Genomic DNA, 19,735 nt, shown 5'->3' with positions numbered 1-19,735 from the left:
GTGAAGCCGTGATGCTTCACGGCCCTTTTTTTACCCGCACAATCCGCGCTTGATCGCCTCGCTCACCGCCTGGACTCGGTTATTGACGTGCAATTTGCAGTAGATATTGCGCAGATGAAACTTCACCGTGGCCTGTGAGACACAACGTATACGGCTGATTTCCCACACTGTCTTGCCCTCCGAGGCCCAACGCAGTATTTCCAACTCCTTGACCGTCAGCGGTTTATCCGGCAACGACGGTGCGCTGCCAGCCCGGTCGTCGGACGCCTGCTCACACACATCCACCGCCGCGTTTGCCGCAGGCTCAACGGATGGGGTGGGCTCCTCTGGGCTGCTCATGCATGCCTCTCCCTTTCGTAGTGATTTGCACTGCCAATATTCGGACTCCTCCTATTGACAGATAAGTACACAGCGACGGGAGAGTTACACAAAGCCTGGGGTTAACACATCGACCCACAGACAAATAGCCGGAACTTACAAACTATAGAGTCCATTCCCACAAACTTATCCAACTTAAGTGCATTGAATAAGTTTGCAGATCGTGAACTAACGTCAATCATCCAGCCCAGGAAATCCTTGGGCGATCTCACTGCCAGTCACGTGTGCCACGGCCCCGGACGCGGTCTTGAACAGGCTGATTGCGACCACTCGCGGCTCTTCTCCCAAATCAAACCAGCGTGGCACGCCAGCCGGTATGCGCAGCAGGTCGTGTTTTTCGCACAGCACCGTGTAGACATAGTCGTCGATGTGCAGGCCGAGCAGCCCACGCCCAGCAGCGAATAGGCGGATTTCATCGGCGTCATGGCGATATTCATCACGCAAGCGCGCCCGCACCCCATCCTGCTGCGGGTGCTCGCGGCTCACGCTCAACACCTCCACCTGCGCGTAGCCCTCTGCGGTCATCAAGCTGTCGATCTGCCCCTGATACGCCGCCGTCACCTCAGCCGCGCTGGCCCCGGCCTCCACGCGGGTGCTGGCCTGCCAGCGTGAAAAACCCACACCCTGCTCGGCCAGGGTCTGGGCAATATCGTCAACGTGGGTCAGGACTTTGTTCGGGATGTCCGGGGTAGAGACGTGATAAACGCAAAGAATGCTCATGAAAGGAGTCCTCGGGCAGTAAGAATATTCAGGTGATGGACCGGGCTCATGGCCGCTCCTCGGGCAAGCGCATGGCCATGATCAACGCGGCGGCCATGGCCGCGAGGCTGGCAATACTGAATGTGAGGGTGGGCCCCAGTTGGTTCCAGCTGTACCCGGAATACAAGGCGCCCAGCGCGCCCCCCGTACCGGCCAGCGCAGCATACAGAGCCTGGCCCTGGCCTTGCTGGCGCGCACCGAAGCTGCGCTGCACAAACTGGATGGCCGCCGCATGAAAGCTGCCAAAGGTCGCGGCATGCAGCAGTTGGGCAAACAGCAGCACCCACAGGAACTCGGCGAACGATCCCAGCAGCAACCAGCGCAACGCCGCCAACAGGAAGCTGGCGATCAGCACCCGGCGCACCGAGAAACGCGTGAGAATCCGGCTCATGGCCATGAACATCAACACTTCCGCCACTACGCCCAGGGCCCACAACAGGCCGATCACGCCACGACTGTAGCCAAGGTTTTCCAGGTGCAAGGTGAGGAAGGTGTAGTACGGGCCGTGGCTCATTTGCATCAAGGCGACACAGGCATAAAACGCCAGCACACCAGGGCTGCGCAACTGCCGCAGGAAGCCGTCGCCGACCCCGCGATCGCCAGTGGAAACCGGCTGGGCATTGGGCACCCACAAACTGGCACCGATGATACCGGCCATGATCAACACGATCGCCACCGGGTAGATATCCAGGCTCAAGGCCTCGAACAATCGCCCCAGGGCAACCACTGCGAGGATAAACCCGATGGAGCCCCACAAGCGGACCTGGCTGTAACGCGAGGTCTGGCCTTGCAGGTGCGCCAGGGTGATGACCTCAAACTGTGGCAGCACCGCATGCCAGAAGAACGCATGCAGGGCCATCACCAGCGCCAGCCAGGCATAGCTCTGGCTGACGAAGATTAGCAAGAAGCTCAGCAACGTGCACACCGCGCCAAATCGCACGATGGCCAGGCGCCGACCGGTGTAGTCCCCCAGCCAGCCCCAGATATTGGGAGCTACGCAGCGCATCAGCATCGGGATCGCTACCAGCTCGCCAATGCGCGCGCTGGAGAACCCCAGATGATGGAAGTACAGCGCCAGGAATGGCGCCGTCGCCCCCAGCAGGGCGAAATAGAACAGATAGAAGCTGGAAAGTCGCCAGTACGGGAGTGCTGTCACGGTCAGACCGTCACAGCTGGCCCAGCACCGGGGTACTCACGCGCACATCGGCATTCTGCCCACGGTGACGCAACAAGTGATCCATCAGCACAATGGCCATCATTGCCTCGGCAATCGGCGTAGCGCGGATCCCAACGCAAGGGTCATGGCGGCCCTTGGTGATCACCTCCACCGGGTTGCCATGCACATCGATGGAACGGCCCGGCGTGGTGATGCTCGACGTCGGCTTGAGTGCCAGGTGCGCCACAATCGGCTGGCCGGAGGAGATACCGCCGAGAATGCCGCCCGCATTGTTGCTGACAAAACCTTCGGGGGTCAGCTCATCGCGATGCTCGGTGCCGCGCTGGGCCACGCAAGCGAAACCGGCGCCGATTTCCACGCCCTTGACCGCGTTGATGCTCATCAGCGCGTGGGCCAGCTCGGCGTCCAGGCGGTCGAAGATCGGCTCGCCCAGGCCCGGCATCACCCCTTCGGCGACCACGGTGATCTTGGCGCCCACCGAGTCCTGGTCACGGCGCAACTGGTCCATATAGGCTTCCAGTTCCGGCACCTTGTCCGGGTCGGGGCTGAAGAAAGCGTTGTCTTGCACGCTGTCCCAGGTCTTGAACGGGATTTCGATCGGGCCCAGTTGGCTCATGTAGCCACGAATCACGATGCCCTGGGTTGCCAGGTACTTCTTGGCGATGGCCCCGGCCGCCACGCGCATCGCGGTTTCCCGCGCCGAACTGCGGCCACCGCCACGGTAGTCGCGCTCGCCGTATTTGTGGTGGTAGGTGTAGTCGGCGTGGGCCGGGCGGAACAGGTCCTTGATCGCCGAGTAGTCCTTGGACTTCTGGTCGGTGTTGCGGATCAACAGGCCGATGGCGCACCCGGTGGTGCGGCCTTCGAACACGCCGGAGAGGATTTCGACTTCGTCGGGCTCCTGGCGCTGGGTGGTGTGGCGGCTGGTGCCGGGCTTGCGGCGGTCGAGGTCGCGCTGCAGATCGTCCAGGGACAGCTCAAGGCCGGGCGGGCAGCCGTCGACAATGGCGACCAACGCCGGGCCATGGCTTTCGCCCGCGGTGGTGACAGTGAACAGCTTGCCGTAGGTATTGCCGGACATGCAGGGCGCTCCGTGAAATCAGTTGAATCAACTCAACCGTGATAACTAAGCGCGCCAGTATACGCAGGCTCACCCAGTAGTTCATCCTCGAAACCTTCCCGGTAGACGTTGGTCCAACCGGCACCTTCCTCATGATGGCGCGATGATGCTGCGAGTTTTGCTGTTCACCCTCACCCTGATCTGTACCGTGGCCCACGCCGCCGCCCCTGTGGTGCTGCAACGCCCCATCAGCCTGGACACCGGCAGCGGCGAGTTGTTTGGCTCGTTGCTGCTGCCCCAATCCGCCAAACCCGTGCCCGTGGTGCTGATCATTGCCGGCTCCGGCCCCACCGACCGCAACGGCAACAGCGCCGACGGCGCACGCAACGACAGCCTCAAGCGCCTGGCCTGGGTGCTGGCCCGGCACAACATTGCCAGCGTGCGCTATGACAAACGCGGCGTGGCCGCCAGCCTCAAGGCCACGCCCGACGAGCGCAACCTGACCCTGGATGCCTATGTAGCCGACGCCGTGGCCTGGGGCAAATTGCTCAAGGCCGACCCGCGTTTCGGGCCCTTGGTGGTGCTGGGCCACAGTGAAGGTGCCTTGGTCGCGGCCCTGGCCGCCCCTGAACTCGACCCCGCCGGGGTGATTTCCCTGTCCGGCAGTGCCCGCCCGGTGGACCAGGTGATTCGCCAGCAACTGGCCGATCACATGCCCCCTGCCCTGCTGCTGCGCAGTAACCAGATTCTGGATCGGCTCAAGGCCGGCCAGGTCGATGCCGATGTGCCCGGCCCGTTGCAGAGTATTTTCCGTCCCAGCGTTCAGCCTTACCTGATCAGCCTGTTTCGTGCAGACCCTGCGGCGGCTTTCGCCCACCTGAGGATGCCGGCCCTGATTGTCCAGGGCACCACCGACCTGCAAGTGGGGGTCGCCGATGCCGAAAAGCTCAAGCAGGCCAAACCCGACGCCGAACTGGCGGTGATTCCCGGCATGAACCACGTCATGCGGATCGTGCCCAACGACGTGAAACAGCAACTGAGTTCCTACAACGATCCGCAATTGCCCCTCGCCGATGCGCTGGGCAGGCGCCTGGTTGGCTTTATCGACGGACTTCGCCCCCGATAAGCGACTATTGCCCCTCCAGTCCTGGAGAAAACGGCCGATAAGCACAGGGTCGACAGCAAAAAGCCTGTCGACTTGCAGGGCTTGGACAGGATCGCGCCGAATGACGAACACCGAAGCAGTACCGCAACCTCCCGCCGACACCACCGCCGACACCGAAGCGGCGGCAGCGGCTGCGCTGCCGTGGGCGGAGGTTGAGGCCGAACACTTCAAAATGCTGCGCCTGGCGCCCTTGGCCACCGACCGCGCCACGGGTGCCCGGCCATTGCGCTTTGTGCAGTTTGGCTATGCCGAACGCAACAACAAGGACCATAGCCTGCTGCGCATGGTCATCCAATTGCCCAGCCAACGGGTGCGACGCGAACAGAATCACCTTGATGTCTGGGTCGACCACGCCACCCAACGCGTGCATTTCGGCCCGGGCAACAGCCTGGAAATCGAACCGGCGAACCGTGGCCTTGGCCGCTTCCTGGTCGCCCAGGGTGCCGCGTGGGCGAAAAAGAAGTGGTCGCACTATCGCGTTGACGGTGTGGACCTGGCAAACAAAGACGCGCTGAACGAGGCCACGCGCCTGCGTCGCGACCACTTTTTGCGCATCCAGGGTTTTGACGTGGCCTATGCCGATGTCCAGCATCTGAAGGGCCATGTACAACCGGGCAAGGTCAGCGAGGTGCTGGACAGCTGGAACACCGAGAAGGTGCAGTTCGTGGAGATCCTGGAAGCGGCGCAGATGCTGCAACAGGCCGAGCAGAACCTGGCGGAACAGGAAGTGAAACTGCGCCACGAAGAAGAAAAGGTCATCAAGTTCAAGCGTGAAGACAGCGGCTTGCGCTTCACCATTACCTGCCTGGTGGCGTTTACCGTGTTCCAGGCGGGGTTGCTGATCTGGATTGCGACGCACCGCTGACAACGCGGTTTAACTGAACAAACCACCTCAAATGTAGGAGCTGGCTTACCTGCGATGCAGACGACTCGGTGTATCAGCTACACCGAGTTGATGCCATCGCAGGCAAGCCTGCTCCTACATGGACCGGGCTAGACCCTGGAGGCAAACACCGCCTGATGCTCCCGGCACTGCTGCGCCGTCAGCATGAATACGCCATGGCCACCGTTCTGGAATTCCAGCCAGGCGAAATCCACTTCCGGGTACAGCGCTTCAACGTGCACCTGGCTGTTGCCCACTTCGACAATCAGCAGGCCCTTCTCGGTCAAATGATCGGCCGCCTCGGCCAACATCCGGCGCACCAGGTTCAAACCGTCATCACCGCAGGCCAGGCCCAGCTCGGGTTCGTGCTGGTACTCGTCGGGCATGTCGGCGAAATCCTCGGCATCGACATACGGCGGGTTGGACACAATCAGGTCAAAACGCTGGCCGGGCAAACCGTCGAAGCCATCACCCTGCACGGTGTACACGCGCTCATCGGCGCCGTGGCGCTCAATGTTCTGGTTGGCCACTTCCAGCGCCTCGTAGGACAAGTCCCCCAGCACCACTTCGGCCTCCTGGAACTCGTAGGCGCAGGCAATGCCAATGCAACCGGAGCCGGTGCACAGGTCCAGGATGCGTGCCGGCGGCTGGGCCAGCCAGGGTTCGAAGCGGTTTTCGATCAGTTCGCCAATCGGTGAGCGCGGGATCAGCACACGCTCGTCGACGATGAACGACATGCCGCAGAACCAGGCCTCTTTCAACAGGTAAGCCGTGGGCACACGCTCGTGGATACGGCGATGCAGCAAGCGCTGCACATGGGCGACTTCCTCTTCTTCCAGATTGCAGTCCAGGTAACTGTCGGCAATTTCCCAGGGCAGGTGCAGCGCACCGAGTACCAATTGCCGGGCTTCGTCCCAGGCATTGTCGGTACCATGGCCAAAAAACAGGTCTTCCCCATGGAAACGGCTGACAGCCCAACGGATATGGTCGCGCAAGGTGCGCAGGCGGGAAGTGATCACGGGGGCAAGCTCCAGGAAAAAACGACTGGCAATTCTAACAGCCTTAAGCTGTACGGACGATGTCTGAAAAACCTTTGCAGCACGTCAGTGTTAACCTGATTCAAGGTTTTTCTGTTACACAGCAACCCCTCTTGACATGGCTGTAGGCCAACAACGGCGCACCTTACGTTAGTAGCGATTCACAGAACCGCTCAGCCAGAGGACAATGTCGCAAAAGCCCCACTCACAGGAGCCCCAGAATGTCCGTTCCAAAGACGATGTTTCAACTCAGCGGTCGCGGTTACGCACCGGCCAATTTGAGCCACGCGACCCTTGTGATCATCGATGCCCAGAAAGAGTATTTGAGCGGCCCGCTCGCCTTGTCGGGCATGGACGCAGCGGTAGAACACATCAAGCAACTGAGCGCCGCCGCACGCAAGGCCGGGCGCCCGATCGTGCATGTCCGTCACCTGGGTACCGTCGGCGGCCTGTTCGACCCCCAGGGCGAGCGCGGCGAGTTCATTCCTGGCCTGGAACCGCAAGACGACGAAACCATCATCGGCAAACTGCTGCCCAGTGCCTTCCACGGCACGCCACTGGAAAAAACCCTGCAGGACCTGGGCTCCCTGGACTTGATCGTCTGCGGTTTCATGAGCCACTCCAGCGTCAGCACCACCGTGCGTGCGGCGAAGAACCTGGGTTTTCGCTGCACCCTGGTGGAAGACGCCTGCGCCACCCGCGATTTGCCTTACAAGGGCGGCATCCTCAGCGCCGAACATGTCCAGCAAACTGAAATGGCCATCATGGCCGACAACTTCGCCACCCTCGCCTTGACCCAAGATCTGATCTGATCGCCCTGTCGATGAGCGGCGCGGCCATCTTGCGGCCCCGCTCATCCGCTAAAGCCTGTCATTTACCGCAATTGCCTCCCAGCCCGGAACAAGTTGTTTATCTTCCGGTCGAAGGGCCGATACCCTGGAGGAAAGGTCGGAATGAAGATATCCGATGGATTTGACGCTCGTCGCTTGCGCCCCAAGGGCCAGAGCAACTGGCGTTTGCGCCTGGGCGCGGTGTTTGCCGCGCTGCTCGCGCTGTTTGGCTTGCTGCTCTCGTTGGTCGGTGGCGCCGCGCTGTCTGGCCACTCGCCCGCGCTGGGCGAACTCAATACCAGCCCGGGCGGCGCGGCTGTGCTGTTAGTCGGCGGGCTGTTGATCCTGTGGCTGGGCGTCTGGTTGTGGCGCCGTTGCCGACGCCGCATGCGTGAACCACTGGCGCTGAACATCGCCTCACACCTGATGAAAAAGCACGATTGATCGAGCACTGATAGCGTTTTGTCCCGCATCAACCGCGCTGATTTGGGTAAACTGCCCGCCCTTCGCGGAGGCTGACATGCAAGACGACGATTTTTCCCTGTTCAAAAACGAGCTGCGCGGCGTCAAGCCGATCAAGCACGACCGCGCCGACACCGGCAAACCCAAGGCCGACCGCGCGCAGATCGCCAAGCTGCGCCAGGCGGCCACGGTGCGCACTGACGCCACCACGGTGGACGGCCTGTCGGACCAGTTCGTGATTGACGTCGGCCCCGAAGACGAGTTGATGTGGTCCCGCGACGGGGTCCAGGAAAGCCAGGTGCGCAAGCTCAAGGCCGGGCAGATCCCGTTCGAAGGCAGCCTCGACCTGCATGGCATGACCGTGGAAAAGGCCCGGGAAACCCTCTGGGCCTTCCTTGCCGAAGCCACCAAGTTCGAAATCCGCTGCGTACGCGTCACCCACGGCAAGGCCGTGCGCCTGGACGGCAAGCGCCCCATGATCAAGAGCCACGTCAATACCTGGCTACGCCAACATGCCCAAGTGCTCAGCTTCACCTCCTGCCAACCGCGCCATGGCGGCGCCGGCGCGGTGTATGTGATGCTCAAGCGCACGATGCTCGAAGGGCGTGACGAGTAACCCAGGCTTGCAGCGATCTGCCGGCCACCGTACCCTTGCACTTTGCGAAAATCCCACAGGTAGTTTCATGTCCCTGGAACAGAATTACACAGAGATCCTCGGCCAAATCGGCGAGGACGTCTCCCGCGAGGGCCTGCTCGACACGCCAAAACGTGCCGCCAAAGCCATGCAATACCTTTGCCGCGGCTATGAGCAGACACTGGAAGAGGTCACCAACGGTGCCCTGTTCAGCTCCGACAGCAGCGAAATGGTGCTGGTCAAGGACATCGAGTTGTACTCGCTGTGCGAACACCACTTGCTGCCGTTCATCGGCAAGGCCCATGTCGCCTATATCCCGAGCGGCAAGGTGCTGGGCCTGTCGAAGGTCGCGCGGATTGTCGACATGTATGCCCGTCGCCTGCAGATCCAGGAAAACCTCAGCCGCCAGATCGCCGATGCGGTCCAGCAGGTGACCGGTGCCCTGGGCGTTGCCGTGGTGATCGAGGCCAAGCACATGTGCATGATGATGCGCGGTGTGGAGAAGCAGAATTCGTCGATGATCACGTCGGTGATGCTGGGTGAGTTCCGCGAAAACGCGGCAACCCGCAGCGAGTTTCTCAGCCTGATCAAGTAACCGGCGGCGCCAGGAAAAACCGGCATTCATCGCCGGTTTTTTTTCGCCCGTGGAAATCAGGTAAGCTGCGGCCCCTTCTGTCATGGGCAAGAGGTTTCAGCCATGTTCGTCAAAGCACTTCGAGTGGGCCTCGGCCACGTCATCATCGCGGGCGATTTCCTGACCCGCCCACGTAAAAAACAGCGCAGCGCCGAGCAACAGGCGCAGGTCAATGAAGCGGCCAAGGGCCTGACCCTGTACCAGTTCCACGCCTGCCCGTTCTGCGTGAAGACGCGCCGCACCCTGCACCGCCTGAATGTACCGGTGGTGCTCAAGGATGCGAAGAACAACGAGCAGGACCGCGAGGCTTTGCTGACGCAAGGTGGCAAGATCAAGGTGCCGTGCCTGCGTATCGAAGAAAACGGCCAGACCACCTGGATGTATGACTCCAAGGTAATCATCGATTACCTGGATAAGCGCTTCGCCGCGATCTGACAGAAAACGCGGTCCAAATGTGGGAGCGGGCTTGCTCGCGAAAGCGGTGTGTCAGTCAATTATTCATCAACTGACCCTGTGCATTCGCGAGCAAGCCCGCTCCCACATTTAGACCGTGCAGTGTCAGTCGAGCATTGGCACGTGCTTGGGATGGCTGGCCACACGCTCAAGCCAGGCTTGCACGGCTGGGTAGGGGCCCAGGTCGAAGCCACCTTCATGGGCCACATGGGTGTAGGCATACAACGCAATGTCGGCAATCGAATACTGGTCGCCCACCAGGTACGGCGTGGCTTGCAGTTGTTTTTCCATGACCTTCAGCGCCTTGTAGCCGCCTTTATGGGTGGTCTTGTACTCCTCCAGCCGATCGTCCGGCAGGCCCAGGTAAAGCTGGATAAACCGCGCCACTGCAATGTACGGCTCATGGCTGTATTGCTCGAAAAACTGCCATTGCAACACCTGCGTGCGCAGGCGCGGTTCGCTGGGCAGGAATTCGCTGCCGTCGGCGAGGAAGTTGAGGATCGCATTGGATTCCCACAGGCAGGTGCCGTCTTCCAGTTCCAGCACCGGGATCTTGCCGTTGGGGTTCTTCGCCAGGAACTCGGCGGTCTGTGTGTCGCCATTCAAGATGTCGACATTCACCCACTCATACGCGATGCCGAGCAGGTTGAGCATCAACTTGATCTTGTAGCAGTTGCCCGAACGGTAATCGCCATAAACCTTGTACATGAAGCTCCCCTTATGCCGCTTGCGCGCGCTGTGCTTGACGGACCACCGCCGCGAGACGCTTGAGACCTTCGTCCAGGCGCGCCGGGTCGATGTGGCTGAAATTGAGCCGCAGGTGCCCATGGTGCTGGTCTGGCTCGGAAAAGAACGGTTCACCGGGCATGAACGCCACGTCCTGGTCGAGCGCTGGTGCCAACAAGGTGCGGGTATCCAAGGGCTGTTTCAAGGTCAGCCAGAAGAATAATCCACCCTGGGGCACTTGCCAGTCGGCCAATTCATCGAAGTGGCGCTGCAATGCCGCCTGGAACCCATCACGACGCTCACGGTAAAAACTGCGCAGTTGCACCAGGTGCTGCTGGTAGCGCTCGGTGCCGATCCACTGCATGGCCTGCCATTGGCCAACACGGTTGGTGTGCAGGTCCGCCGACTGTTTGAGCTTGAGCAGATGGGGAAACAAATCGGGGCTGGCGATCAGGTAACCGACACGCAAGCCGGGGAGCAGGGTTTTCGATACGGTACCGGTGTAGATCCAGCTGGCCTTGCGCAGCCGGCTGACAATTGGCCGCGCGCTGGCGCCGTCAAAGGTCAACTCGCGGTAAGGCTCGTCTTCGATCAGGGTCACGCCGAACTCATCCAGCAGGGTCGCCACGGCGTCGCGCTTGGCTTCGCTGTAGCGCACCGCCGAAGGGTTCTGGAAAGTCGGGATCAAGTAGATGAATGCCGGGCGATGGCGTTCCAGATTGCTGCGCAGCGCCGTCAGGTCCGGGCCATCGGCTTCCAGTTCCACGGTCAGGCAATCGGCGCCGAACAGTTGGAAGATCTGCAGGGCCGCCAGGTAGGTCGGGCCTTCCAGCAGGATCTGCGTGCCCTGGTCGATATACAGCTTGGCCGCCAGGTCCAGGGTTTGCTGCGACCCGCTAACCACCAATACCTGGCTGGCCTCGCAGGCCACCCCCAGCACTCGCGCTTCGGCCGCCAGCAATTCGCGCAATTGCGGCTCGCCTTCGCTCATGCCGTACTGGCCCATGGCAGGCGGCATGCCCTGCCAATCCAGCGCCGGCAGCATGGCTTCGGCGGGCAGGCCTCCGGCGAATGACATTACCTCCGGGCGCTGGGCCGCCGCGAGGATCTCACGGATCAAGGAGCTTTTAAGGCGCGAAACACGTTCAGAGAAAGCCATAGGATCACCGGTAGCAAAGCCTGGGAGAAATACGTCAAACTGGTTGACCGAAATTACGACGCCCCGGGTAGATACGTCAATATGCTTGACCTTAAAAACCAGACTTCGCAGCAAGCCGCCATGGAAGCGTTCTTCTTCGGCTATCAGGCCTTTACCGCCAAGGCCGATGAAATGCTGGAGCGCCGGGGCTTGAGCCGGGTGCATCAGCGCATCGTGTTTTTTATCGCCCGTTACCCCGCCTTGAACGTCAAGCAACTGCTGGAACTGCTGGGGGTGAGCAAGCAGGCGCTGAATATGCCATTGCGCCAATTGCAGGAAATGCACCTGGTCGACAGCATCGCCTCGGACACCGACAAACGTAAGCGCCTGCTGCACTTGACCGAGGAAGGCCAGCGCTTCGAACACGCCCTGCGGCGCGAGCAAGTCAAGCTGCTACAACGCGCCTTTGCCGAGGCCGGCGAGGACGCGGTGAATGGTTGGCTGGCGGTGAACAAGGCCCTGACCCTGCCTTGAGAGTGGCCTTTCATCTTTTTTGCACACATAATCGCAAACATTATTTGCTTTCTTTGTATACAAAAGCATAATTCGCTTCGTGCGAGTTCCTGACCTATTGGTCAATAAAGCCCGCTGGTACCTCAAAGCACCGCTGCCCACCCCTGTGTCCGGTGCTGGAAATAACAATAAAACTCTTGAGGAGTACTTGCTGTGGAAAGCCATAAATCCGACGCCCCGACCCTGGACCTCAGTCCGCCCCACCTTTCGACTGCAAAGCAGGGCTGGCTGGAACGCCTGTTCAAACTCAGCTTGCATGGCACCACAGTGAAGACCGAATTGATCGCCGGCCTCACGACCTTCATCACCATGGCCTACATCATCTTCGTCAACCCCAACATCATGGCCGATGCCGGCATCGACCACGGCGCCGCCTTTGTCGCGACCTGTATCGCCGCGGCCCTCGGCTGCCTGTTGATGGGCCTGTATGCCAACTGGCCTGTAGGCCTGGCTCCCGGCATGGGTTTGAATGCGTTTTTCACCTACACCGTGGTCGGCACCATGGGCTACACCTGGGAGACCGCGCTGGGTGCGGTATTTATCTCCGGCGTGTTGTTCATGATTCTGACGCTGTCGCGCATCCGCGAATGGCTGCTCAACAGCATTCCGGTGAGCCTGCGCCACGCCATGGGCGCGGGGGTGGGTCTGTTTTTGGGGGTGATCGGCCTGAAAACCGCCGGCATCATTGTTACCAGCCCTGCCACCCTGATCAAGCTCGGCTCCCTGCATGAACCGGCTCCGCTGTTGGCGGCCATCTGCTTTTTGCTGATCGCGATCCTCAGTTATCACCGGGTGTTCGGTGCGATCCTGATCAGCATCATCGCCGTTACCCTGGCCGGCTGGGGCCTGGGCCTGGTGCATTACCAGGGTATTGTGGCGCCCCCACCGAGCCTGGCACCGACCTGGATGGCGATGGACGTGATGGGCGTGTTCAACGTCAGCATGATCAGCGTGGTGTTCGCATTTCTGTTTGTACACATGTTCGACACTGCCGGCACCCTGATGGGCGTTGCCCAGCGCGCCGGGTTGGTGAACGCCGACGGCAAGATCGAAAACCTCTCGCGGGCCTTGAAAGCCGATAGCGCCTCCAGCGTGTTTGGTGCGGTGGTGGGTGTGCCGCCAGTGACCAGTTATGTGGAAAGCGCAGCGGGCGTGGCTGCAGGTGGGCGCACCGGGCTGACCGCCGTTACCGTGGGCGTATTGTTTGTGGCAGCGATGTTTTTCGCCCCGCTGGCGGGCATGATTCCTGCGTATGCCACGGCCGGTGCGTTGATTTATGTGGCGATGCTGATGATGAGCGGCATGGCCCATATTGAATGGGACGACGCCACCGACAGCATTCCGGCGATTGTCACGGCGATCATGATGCCCTTGACCTTTTCCGTCGCCGATGGCATCGCCCTGGGTTTTATCACCTACGTGGCCCTCAAGGCCGGTACTGGCAAGTACAAGGAAATTTCCATCAGCCTGTGGGTGCTGTGCGCGATTTTCATCGCCAAATTTGTCTTCCTGTAACTCGGAAGCCGGCGAAAACCGCCTCACCCTCGGGTGGGGCTTTTGCATGTATGGAGAAATGTAATGAGCGTGGAAACCTGGCTGCTGTTCAGCGGCGCTGCTTTGATCGTGATCCTGATTCCGGGGCCGCTGTCGTTGCTGATGATCAGCAACAGCCTGAACTACGGCCTGCGCCGTTCGTACCCGGCGTTTCTTGGCGGGGTGTTTGCCTCGATCTGCCTGTTGAGCGCCTCGGCCCTCGGCCTGGGGGCCTTGTTGCTGGCGTCGGAGCAGTTGTTCAGCGCCTTGAAGATCGTCGGTGCGCTGTATCTGTTCTACCTCGCCTGGCAGAGCTGGCAGCAGTCGCGCCTGCCGTCCCAGGGCGCCGTGGTGCCGGACGCAGCACCCGTACCGCGCTTTCGCGCGCTGTTTGGCCGGGCCTTTGTGCTGGGTGCGAGCAACCCCAAGGACATTCTGTTTTTCGCTGCCTTCCTGCCGCAGTTTCTCAGCAGCCAGCAGCCGTTTTTGCCGCAACTGCTGATCATGATCGCCACCTGGACCGTGCTGGACCTGCTATGCAAGCTGGCCTACGGCCTGGGAGCCCATGGTGCCGCGCGGTATCTGCGCACCGGCAAGGGCCAGAGCTGGTTCAACCGTTTCAGTGCCGGGCTGTTTGGCAGCGCCGGGGCGGCATCGCTGCTCAGGGGCTAGTGGCTTCCTGACGCCGTGTAGGAGCGAGCTTGCTCGCGAAGAACTTGAGAGCGCCGCGTGTAGCCAGGCAACGCGCGTTATCGTTGACGTTTTTCGCGAGCAAGCTCGCTCCTACAGAGCGGGCAAAAAAAAGCCCGCAGTGTGAGCGGGCGAAACCAACGAAGAGCATTTGGGGGTGTGAAACGAGATGACGACTCAGCTACCGCGATAGGTGGAGTAGCTGTAGGGCGAAATCAGCAGCGGCACATGGTAGTGATCCTGTTCGGCACTGATGCCAAAACGCAGCACTACCACATCGAGAAACGCAGGTTCCGGCAGTTGCACGCCACGGGCGCGGTAGTAATCGCCGGCACTGAACTGCAACTGGTAGACACCACTGCGGTAGTCATCACCTTGCAGCAGCGGCGCGTCGCAACGGCCATCGCTGTTGGTCAGGGCACTGGCGACCAGCTCCAGTTGCGCGCCTTCGACGCGGAACAGTTCAACCTTGATGGCGCTGCCTGGGCAGCCGTGGGCGGCGTCCAGTACGTGTGTGGTCAGTCGTCCCATGGATCGGAGCTCCCGTGTCGTGGATTAATAAAGAGGCCGCACCTTTGCAGGGCAATGAAAAGCCGGCGATAGCCGATTAAGACACTTTTCAAAAAAATTGTACACAATAAATTCAACAAACATCCCTCCCCCCTGTAGGAGCCGGCTTGTCGGCGATGACGATGTATCGACCGAAGATGCGGTAACAGCAAGAATGCCATCACCAGCAAGTCGGCTCCTACAGGTGGTTTTTCACATTTTAGTTGACCAATCGGGCAAGTTTCTTGCAAGGATAGGCCTCTGCTACCGCCTGGAAAAAATGCAGAAATACAGGCTTACAAAGTGACTATCAAGTTGTATACAATCAGCCCATCGCTGTGACGCCACGACCGCCACACCATCGATCACGAACAAGAAGGAAGACTGCAGTGAGCGCTGACTACCCACGCGACCTGATCGGTTACGGCAGTAACCCACCGCACCCTCACTGGCCGGGCAAGGCGCGCGTTGCCCTGTCGTTCGTACTCAATTACGAAGAAGGCGGTGAGCGCAATATCCTGCACGGCGACAAAGAGTCGGAAGCCTTCCTCTCGGAAATGGTCTCGGCCCAACCGCTGCAAGGCGCGCGCAACATGAGCATGGAGTCGCTATACGAATATGGCAGCCGTGCCGGCGTGTGGCGCATCCTCAAGCTGTTCAAGGAATTCGACATTCCGCTGACCATCTTCGCCGTGGCCATGGCTGCCCAGCGCCACCCCGATGTGATCCGTGCCATGGTCGCCGCCGGTCACGAGATTTGCAGCCACGGCTACCGCTGGATCGACTACCAGTACATGGATGAGGCCCAGGAGCGCGAGCACATGCTCGAAGCCATCCGTATCCTCACCGAGCTGACCGGCGAGCGCCCACTGGGCTGGTACACCGGGCGCACTGGCCCCAACACACGGCGGCTGGTGATGGAGGAAGGCGGCTTCCTGTATGACTGCGACACCTACGACGACGACCTGCCCTACTGGGAACCGAACAACCCGACCGGCAAGCCGCACCTGGTGATCCCCTACACCCTGGACACTAATGACATGCGCTTCACCCAGGTCCAGGGTTTCAACAAGGGCGACGACTTTTTCGAATACCTCAAGGACGCCTTCGATGTGCTGTATGTCGAAGGCGCCGAGGCGCCGAAGATGCTCTCCATCGGCCTGCATTGCCGCCTGATCGGCCGCCCCGCGCGCCTGGCTGCCCTCAAGCGCTTCCTTGAATATGCCAAGGGCCATGAACAGGTGTGGTTCACCCGCCGCGTCGATATTGCCCGCCACTGGCATCAAACCCACCCCTTCCAGGGAGCCGCCAAGTGACCGCTTTCCAGACTTTGAAGCCTTCGACCTTGAGCCGCGATGAATTTGTCGCCGCCTTCGCCGATATCTATGAACACTCGCCATGGGTGGCCGAAAAGGCCTTCGACCTGGGCCAGGACGCTTCGATCGATGAGATCGAGACCCTGCACCAGCGCATGAGCGATATCCTGTTGAGCGCCGATCACACCAGGCAACTGGCCCTGATCAACGCTCACCCGGACCTGGCCGGCAAAGCTGCCGTCCAGGGCCAACTGACCGAAGCCAGCACCAATGAACAAGCTGGCGCCGGTATCCACCAATGCTCGAGCGACGAGTTTTCGCGCTTCACCGAGCTGAACGACGCCTACAAGGCCAAGTTCAAGTTTCCCTTCATCATGGCGGTAAAAGGCAGCAACCGGCATCAGATCCTTGCCGCGTTTGAAACGCGCATCCACAACCCGGTCGAGACCGAGTTCAAGTGCGCACTGGCAGAGATCAACAAGATCGCGTTGTTCCGATTACTGACCCTTTAGCAAACCTGGCCCGAGCGAATCGATCAACGCCCAGGGCCTGGCAAGCATCCCAAGCCACTCTATTTAAGGCAGACAAGAAGAATGAAAGCTTACGCCGTACCTTTCGAGAAGTTCGTCAACCTGGCCGACGCCCGCCTGGGCACCAAGATCATTTCTGTGACCGATGACTGGTTCGCCGACGCCAACCGACTGTTCCAGCCGACCCCGGCCGTATGGAAGGAGGGCGTTTTCGATGATAACGGCAAGTGGATGGACGGCTGGGAGTCACGCCGCAAGCGCTTCGAAGGCTTCGACAGCGCGGTGATCCGCCTGGGCGTACCGGGTTCGATCAAGGGCGTGGACATCGACACTTCATTCTTCACCGGCAACTTCCCGCCATCGGCGTCCCTGGAAGGCTGCTTCCTGGCTTCGGGCGAGCCCGATGACAACACCCAGTGGGTCGAAGTGCTGTCCGCCGTAGAGTTGCAGGGCAACAGCCATCACTTCCACGAGATCAACAACGACCAGGCGTTCAGCCACCTGCGCTTCAACATCTTCCCGGATGGCGGCGTAGCACGTCTGCGTGTGTACGGCATTCCGTTCCGCGACTGGTCGACCGTGGGTGACAACGAACAAGTGGACCTGGCCTCCTCCCTCAATGGCGGTCGCGCACTGGCCTGCTCCGACGAACACTTCGGGCGCATGGGCAACATCCTCAACCCGGGCCGCGGCATCAACATGGGCGATGGCTGGGAAACCGCACGCCGTCGCACGCCTGGCAATGACTGGGTAATCGTCGCGCTGGGGCATGCCGGCGAGATCGAAAAAGTGGTGGTCGATACCCTGCACTTCAAGGGCAACTACCCGGACACTTGCTCGATCCAGGGCGCGTTCGTCAAAGGCGGCACCGACAGCCAGATCGAAACCCAATCGCTGTTCTGGCGCGAACTGCTGCCAGCACAGAAACTGGAAATGCACGCCGAACACACCTTCGCCGAGCAGATCAAGGCACTGGGCCCGATCACCCACATCCGCCTCAACGTATTCCCGGATGGTGGTGTGAGCCGCCTGCGGGTGTTCGGCAAGGTCGCTAAATAAGGCCGCACATGTAGGAGCGAGCTTGCTCGCGAAGATCGTCAACGATAACGCGCCCCTCCTGGATAAACGCGGTGCCCTTGAGTTTTTCGCGAGCAAGCTCGCTCCTACACAGATCCATCAATAACTAAACAGATTAAGAAGACAGCCATGCGCACACTGATGATCGAACCCTTGACCAAAGAAGCCTTCGCCCCTTTCGGAGACGTTATCGAAACCGAAGGCAGCGATCACTTCATGATCAACAACGGCTCGACCATGCGCTTTCATAAACTGGCGACGGTCGAGACCGCCACGCCAGAAGACCACGCCATCATCAGCATCTTCCGCGCCGATGCGCAGGACATGCCGTTGACCGTGTGCATGCTGGAAAGACACCCGCTGGGCAGCCAGGCTTTTATTCCGCTGCTCGGCAACCCCTTTCTGATCGTGGTCGCGCCGGTTGGCGATGAACCTGTATCAGGCTTGGTCCGCGCCTTCGTCACCAACGGCAGGCAGGGCATTAATTACCATCGCGGCGTCTGGCACCACCCGGTGCTGACGATCGAAAAGCGGGATGACTTCCTGGTGGTTGATCGCAGTGGCACAGGCAATAACTGCGATGAGCATTTTTTCAAAGAGGATGAGCGGTTGATCCTTGCCCCCCACCAATAAGAGAAGGTCCGATCACCCGACAACAAGGGTGACGGGCGAGAGGTAAAGACTGTGGAAGCACATCTGTTGGAATGGCTGAACCTTAGCGTGCGCTGGGTTCATATGATCACTGGCGTGGCCTGGATCGGTGCGTCTTTCTATTTCGTATGGCTGGAAAACAACCTGAACCGCGTCAACCCCAAAAGTGGCCTGGCTGGCGATTTATGGGCGATCCACGGTGGCGGTATCTACCACCTGGAAAAATACAAACTGGCCCCACCGACCATGCCGGACAACCTGCACTGGTTCAAATGGGAAGCCTATTTCACCTGGATGTCGGGCGTCGCGCTGCTGTGCGTGGTGTTCTACCTCAACCCGACGCTGTACCTGCTCGCCCCCGGCAGCAGCCTCAGCGGTACCGAAGGCGTGTTGCTGGGCATTGGCTCACTGTTCGCCGGCTGGTTCATCTACTCCTTTCTGTGCGACTCGGCCCTGGGCAAACGCCCTGCCCTGCTCGGCTTCATCCTGTTCGTGCTGTTGATCGGCGCCGCCTATGGCTTCAGCAAGGTGTTCAGTGGCCGTGGCGCGTACCTGCATGTGGGCGCCATCATCGGCACCATCATGGTCGGCAACGTGTTCCGCATCATCATGCCGGCCCAGCGTGCGCTGGTGGCGGCGATCGCGGAAAACCGCACGCCAGACCCGGCACTGCCGGCCAAGGGCCTGTTGCGTTCGCGTCACAACAACTACTTCACCCTGCCTGTGCTGTTCATCATGATCAGCAACCACTTCCCGAGCACCTACGGCAGCCAGTACAACTGGTTGATCCTGGCCGGGATCGCGGTGGCGGCGGTGTTGGTGCGTCACTACTTCAACACCCGCCACGACAGCCAGAAATACGCCTGGACCCTGCCGGTCGGCGCCCTGGCGATGATCTGCCTGGCTTATGTCACCGGTCCAAAACCCGTGGCTACCACGCCGGACGTGGCCAAGGCGCCAGCAGCGATCGAGTACCAGCCATTGCCGGAAACCGCGTTGGGTGGCGGCCTCAAGCCAGCAGCTCCCGCCGCGCCAGCACCGGCAGCAGAAGCGGCGCCGGCCCAGGCCTCGACGGATTTTGGCAAGGTACATAGCGTGATTGAAGAGCGTTGCACCGTGTGCCATTCGGCCAAGCCCACCAGCCCGCTGTTCAGCACCGCACCGGCCGGGGTGATGTTCGATACCCCGGCGCAGATCCAGCAGCAAGCGGCGCGCATTCAAGCGCAGGCGGTTGCCAGCCAGATCATGCCGCTGGGCAACATTACCCAGATGACTCAGCAGGAACGCGAGTTGATTGGTAGCTGGATCAATCAGGGGGCCCGCACTAACTGACAGCCTGACGCAAATCCAAAATGTGGGAGATTCTATGGTTTTGGGGAAGCCCCCAAAACCGCTTTTGACTGGTATTCGCTCAGGTTTTTCATGAGCGAAAAGGCGATGCGCGCCAGCTTGCGGCCAATGATGACCAGGGCTTGAGTCG

General features: G+C 60.5%; 23 protein-coding genes and 1 pseudogene. 15 read left to right on the top strand and 9 right to left on the bottom strand.

Annotation, left to right across the window (positions count from 1 at the left end; all coding sequences use genetic code 11):
• Nucleotides 1–30 precede the first annotated feature (30 nt).
• From BLL38_RS22895 to aroC, 4 genes are all read right to left on the bottom strand, one after another.
• Nucleotides 31–339 carry a response regulator transcription factor gene (locus tag BLL38_RS22895; RefSeq protein ID WP_083743102.1) on the bottom strand — a complete coding sequence of 103 codons (309 nt, stop codon included), beginning with the start codon at nt 337–339 and terminating at the stop codon, nt 31–33.
• 213 nt (nt 340–552) lie between these two features.
• Nucleotides 553–1,098 (bottom strand): 1,2-dihydroxy-3-keto-5-methylthiopentene dioxygenase, encoded by a 546-nt coding sequence (locus BLL38_RS22890; protein WP_076964426.1) that lies wholly within the window; start codon nt 1,096–1,098, stop codon nt 553–555.
• Between the two features lie 46 nt (nt 1,099–1,144).
• Nucleotides 1,145–2,293 (bottom strand): MFS transporter, encoded by a 1,149-nt coding sequence (locus BLL38_RS22885; protein WP_076964425.1) that lies wholly within the window; start codon nt 2,291–2,293, stop codon nt 1,145–1,147.
• Between the two features lie 10 nt (nt 2,294–2,303).
• The gene (gene aroC, locus BLL38_RS22880) at nt 2,304–3,395 is read right to left on the bottom strand and encodes a chorismate synthase (RefSeq protein ID WP_032863232.1); all 1,092 of its coding nucleotides are present in this window, start codon (nt 3,393–3,395) and stop codon (nt 2,304–2,306) included.
• A gap of 142 nt (nt 3,396–3,537) precedes the next feature.
• Here aroC and BLL38_RS22875 point away from each other — a divergent pair, with 142 nt between their 5' ends.
• Both BLL38_RS22875 and BLL38_RS22870 read left to right on the top strand, forming a co-directional pair.
• Entirely contained in the window at nt 3,538–4,500 is a 963-nt protein-coding gene (locus BLL38_RS22875; RefSeq protein ID WP_076964424.1) for an alpha/beta hydrolase, read from the top strand.
• Nucleotides 4,501–4,600: 100 nt separating this feature from the next.
• Entirely contained in the window at nt 4,601–5,404 is an 804-nt protein-coding gene (locus tag BLL38_RS22870) for a hypothetical protein (RefSeq protein WP_076964423.1), read from the top strand.
• Between the two features lie 128 nt (nt 5,405–5,532).
• Here BLL38_RS22870 and prmB read toward each other — a convergent pair whose 3' ends face one another.
• Nucleotides 5,533–6,441, bottom strand: a complete 909-nt coding sequence (prmB, locus tag BLL38_RS22865; protein WP_032863235.1) for a 50S ribosomal protein L3 N(5)-glutamine methyltransferase — start codon at nt 6,439–6,441, stop codon at nt 5,533–5,535.
• Nucleotides 6,442–6,680: 239 nt separating this feature from the next.
• Here prmB and BLL38_RS22860 point away from each other — a divergent pair, with 239 nt between their 5' ends.
• The 5 genes from BLL38_RS22860 (at nt 6,681) to BLL38_RS22840 (ending at nt 9,454) form a co-directional block, all read left to right on the top strand.
• On the top strand, nt 6,681–7,271 hold the full coding sequence (locus BLL38_RS22860; RefSeq protein ID WP_065942383.1) for a cysteine hydrolase family protein: 591 nt from the start codon (nt 6,681–6,683) through the stop codon (nt 7,269–7,271).
• 141 nt (nt 7,272–7,412) lie between these two features.
• On the top strand, nt 7,413–7,733 hold the full coding sequence (locus BLL38_RS22855; protein WP_076964422.1) for a hypothetical protein: 321 nt from the start codon (nt 7,413–7,415) through the stop codon (nt 7,731–7,733).
• A 76-nt stretch (nt 7,734–7,809) separates the two neighbouring features.
• A complete protein-coding gene (locus tag BLL38_RS22850) occupies nt 7,810–8,367 on the top strand; it encodes a Smr/MutS family protein (RefSeq protein WP_076964421.1) in 558 nt (185 codons plus the stop codon).
• A 67-nt stretch (nt 8,368–8,434) separates the two neighbouring features.
• Nucleotides 8,435–8,980, top strand: a complete 546-nt coding sequence (gene folE, locus BLL38_RS22845; RefSeq protein ID WP_076964420.1) for a GTP cyclohydrolase I FolE — start codon at nt 8,435–8,437, stop codon at nt 8,978–8,980.
• Between the two features lie 102 nt (nt 8,981–9,082).
• Complete coding sequence (locus tag BLL38_RS22840; RefSeq protein ID WP_076964419.1) at nt 9,083–9,454, top strand: glutathione S-transferase N-terminal domain-containing protein; 372 nt, start codon at nt 9,083–9,085, stop codon at nt 9,452–9,454.
• A gap of 123 nt (nt 9,455–9,577) precedes the next feature.
• Here the strand turns inward: BLL38_RS22840 and BLL38_RS22835 are convergent, their stop codons facing one another.
• Both BLL38_RS22835 and BLL38_RS22830 read right to left on the bottom strand, forming a co-directional pair.
• Nucleotides 9,578–10,180: a glutathione S-transferase family protein gene (locus tag BLL38_RS22835; RefSeq protein WP_076964418.1), complete on the bottom strand. Its 603-nt coding sequence runs from the start codon at nt 10,178–10,180 to the stop codon at nt 9,578–9,580.
• A 10-nt stretch (nt 10,181–10,190) separates the two neighbouring features.
• Complete coding sequence (locus tag BLL38_RS22830) at nt 10,191–11,357, bottom strand: aminotransferase-like domain-containing protein (protein ID WP_076964417.1); 1,167 nt, start codon at nt 11,355–11,357, stop codon at nt 10,191–10,193.
• An 81-nt stretch (nt 11,358–11,438) separates the two neighbouring features.
• On the opposite strand from BLL38_RS22830, the gene BLL38_RS22825 reads away from it, so the two are divergent.
• The 3 genes from BLL38_RS22825 to BLL38_RS22815 all read left to right on the top strand — a co-directional run bounded on the left by BLL38_RS22825 (nt 11,439) and on the right by BLL38_RS22815 (nt 14,114).
• The gene (locus tag BLL38_RS22825) at nt 11,439–11,870 is read left to right on the top strand and encodes a MarR family winged helix-turn-helix transcriptional regulator (protein ID WP_076964416.1); all 432 of its coding nucleotides are present in this window, start codon (nt 11,439–11,441) and stop codon (nt 11,868–11,870) included.
• Between the two features lie 222 nt (nt 11,871–12,092).
• Nucleotides 12,093–13,424: an NCS2 family permease gene (locus BLL38_RS22820; protein WP_154220637.1), complete on the top strand. Its 1,332-nt coding sequence runs from the start codon at nt 12,093–12,095 to the stop codon at nt 13,422–13,424.
• A 63-nt stretch (nt 13,425–13,487) separates the two neighbouring features.
• Entirely contained in the window at nt 13,488–14,114 is a 627-nt protein-coding gene (locus tag BLL38_RS22815) for a LysE family translocator (RefSeq protein WP_032863245.1), read from the top strand.
• A 16-nt stretch (nt 14,115–14,130) separates the two neighbouring features.
• Here the strand turns inward: BLL38_RS22815 and BLL38_RS32005 are convergent.
• Nucleotides 14,131–14,217: pseudogene (locus BLL38_RS32005) on the bottom strand (outer membrane lipoprotein carrier protein LolA); the annotation flags it as partial.
• Between the two features lie 92 nt (nt 14,218–14,309).
• Nucleotides 14,310–14,663, bottom strand: coding sequence for a hydroxyisourate hydrolase (uraH, locus tag BLL38_RS22810; protein ID WP_076964414.1), 354 nt, complete (start codon nt 14,661–14,663; stop codon nt 14,310–14,312).
• A 407-nt stretch (nt 14,664–15,070) separates the two neighbouring features.
• Here uraH and puuE point away from each other — a divergent pair, with 407 nt between their 5' ends.
• The 5 genes from puuE to BLL38_RS22785 all read left to right on the top strand — a co-directional run bounded on the left by puuE (nt 15,071) and on the right by BLL38_RS22785 (nt 19,587).
• Nucleotides 15,071–15,997, top strand: a complete 927-nt coding sequence (puuE, locus tag BLL38_RS22805) for an allantoinase PuuE (protein WP_076964413.1) — start codon at nt 15,071–15,073, stop codon at nt 15,995–15,997.
• Entirely contained in the window at nt 15,994–16,509 is a 516-nt protein-coding gene (gene uraD, locus BLL38_RS22800; protein ID WP_032863248.1) for a 2-oxo-4-hydroxy-4-carboxy-5-ureidoimidazoline decarboxylase, read from the top strand. The genes puuE and uraD overlap by 4 nt, the downstream gene beginning before the upstream one ends.
• 81 nt (nt 16,510–16,590) lie before the next feature.
• Complete coding sequence (alc, locus tag BLL38_RS22795) at nt 16,591–17,586, top strand: allantoicase (protein WP_076964412.1); 996 nt, start codon at nt 16,591–16,593, stop codon at nt 17,584–17,586.
• A gap of 147 nt (nt 17,587–17,733) precedes the next feature.
• On the top strand, nt 17,734–18,237 hold the full coding sequence (locus BLL38_RS22790) for an ureidoglycolate lyase (protein ID WP_032863250.1): 504 nt from the start codon (nt 17,734–17,736) through the stop codon (nt 18,235–18,237).
• A gap of 51 nt (nt 18,238–18,288) precedes the next feature.
• On the top strand, nt 18,289–19,587 hold the full coding sequence (locus tag BLL38_RS22785) for a urate hydroxylase PuuD (protein ID WP_076964411.1): 1,299 nt from the start codon (nt 18,289–18,291) through the stop codon (nt 19,585–19,587).
• The last annotated feature ends 148 nt before the right edge of the window (nt 19,588–19,735 follow it).

It is taken from the genome of Pseudomonas gessardii, assembly GCF_001983165.1.
Classification (GTDB): Bacteria; Pseudomonadota; Gammaproteobacteria; order Pseudomonadales; family Pseudomonadaceae; genus Aquipseudomonas; species Aquipseudomonas gessardii.
The sequence above is the reverse complement of the archived record's forward strand: the minus strand, read 5'-3'. Positions and strand labels throughout refer to the sequence as shown.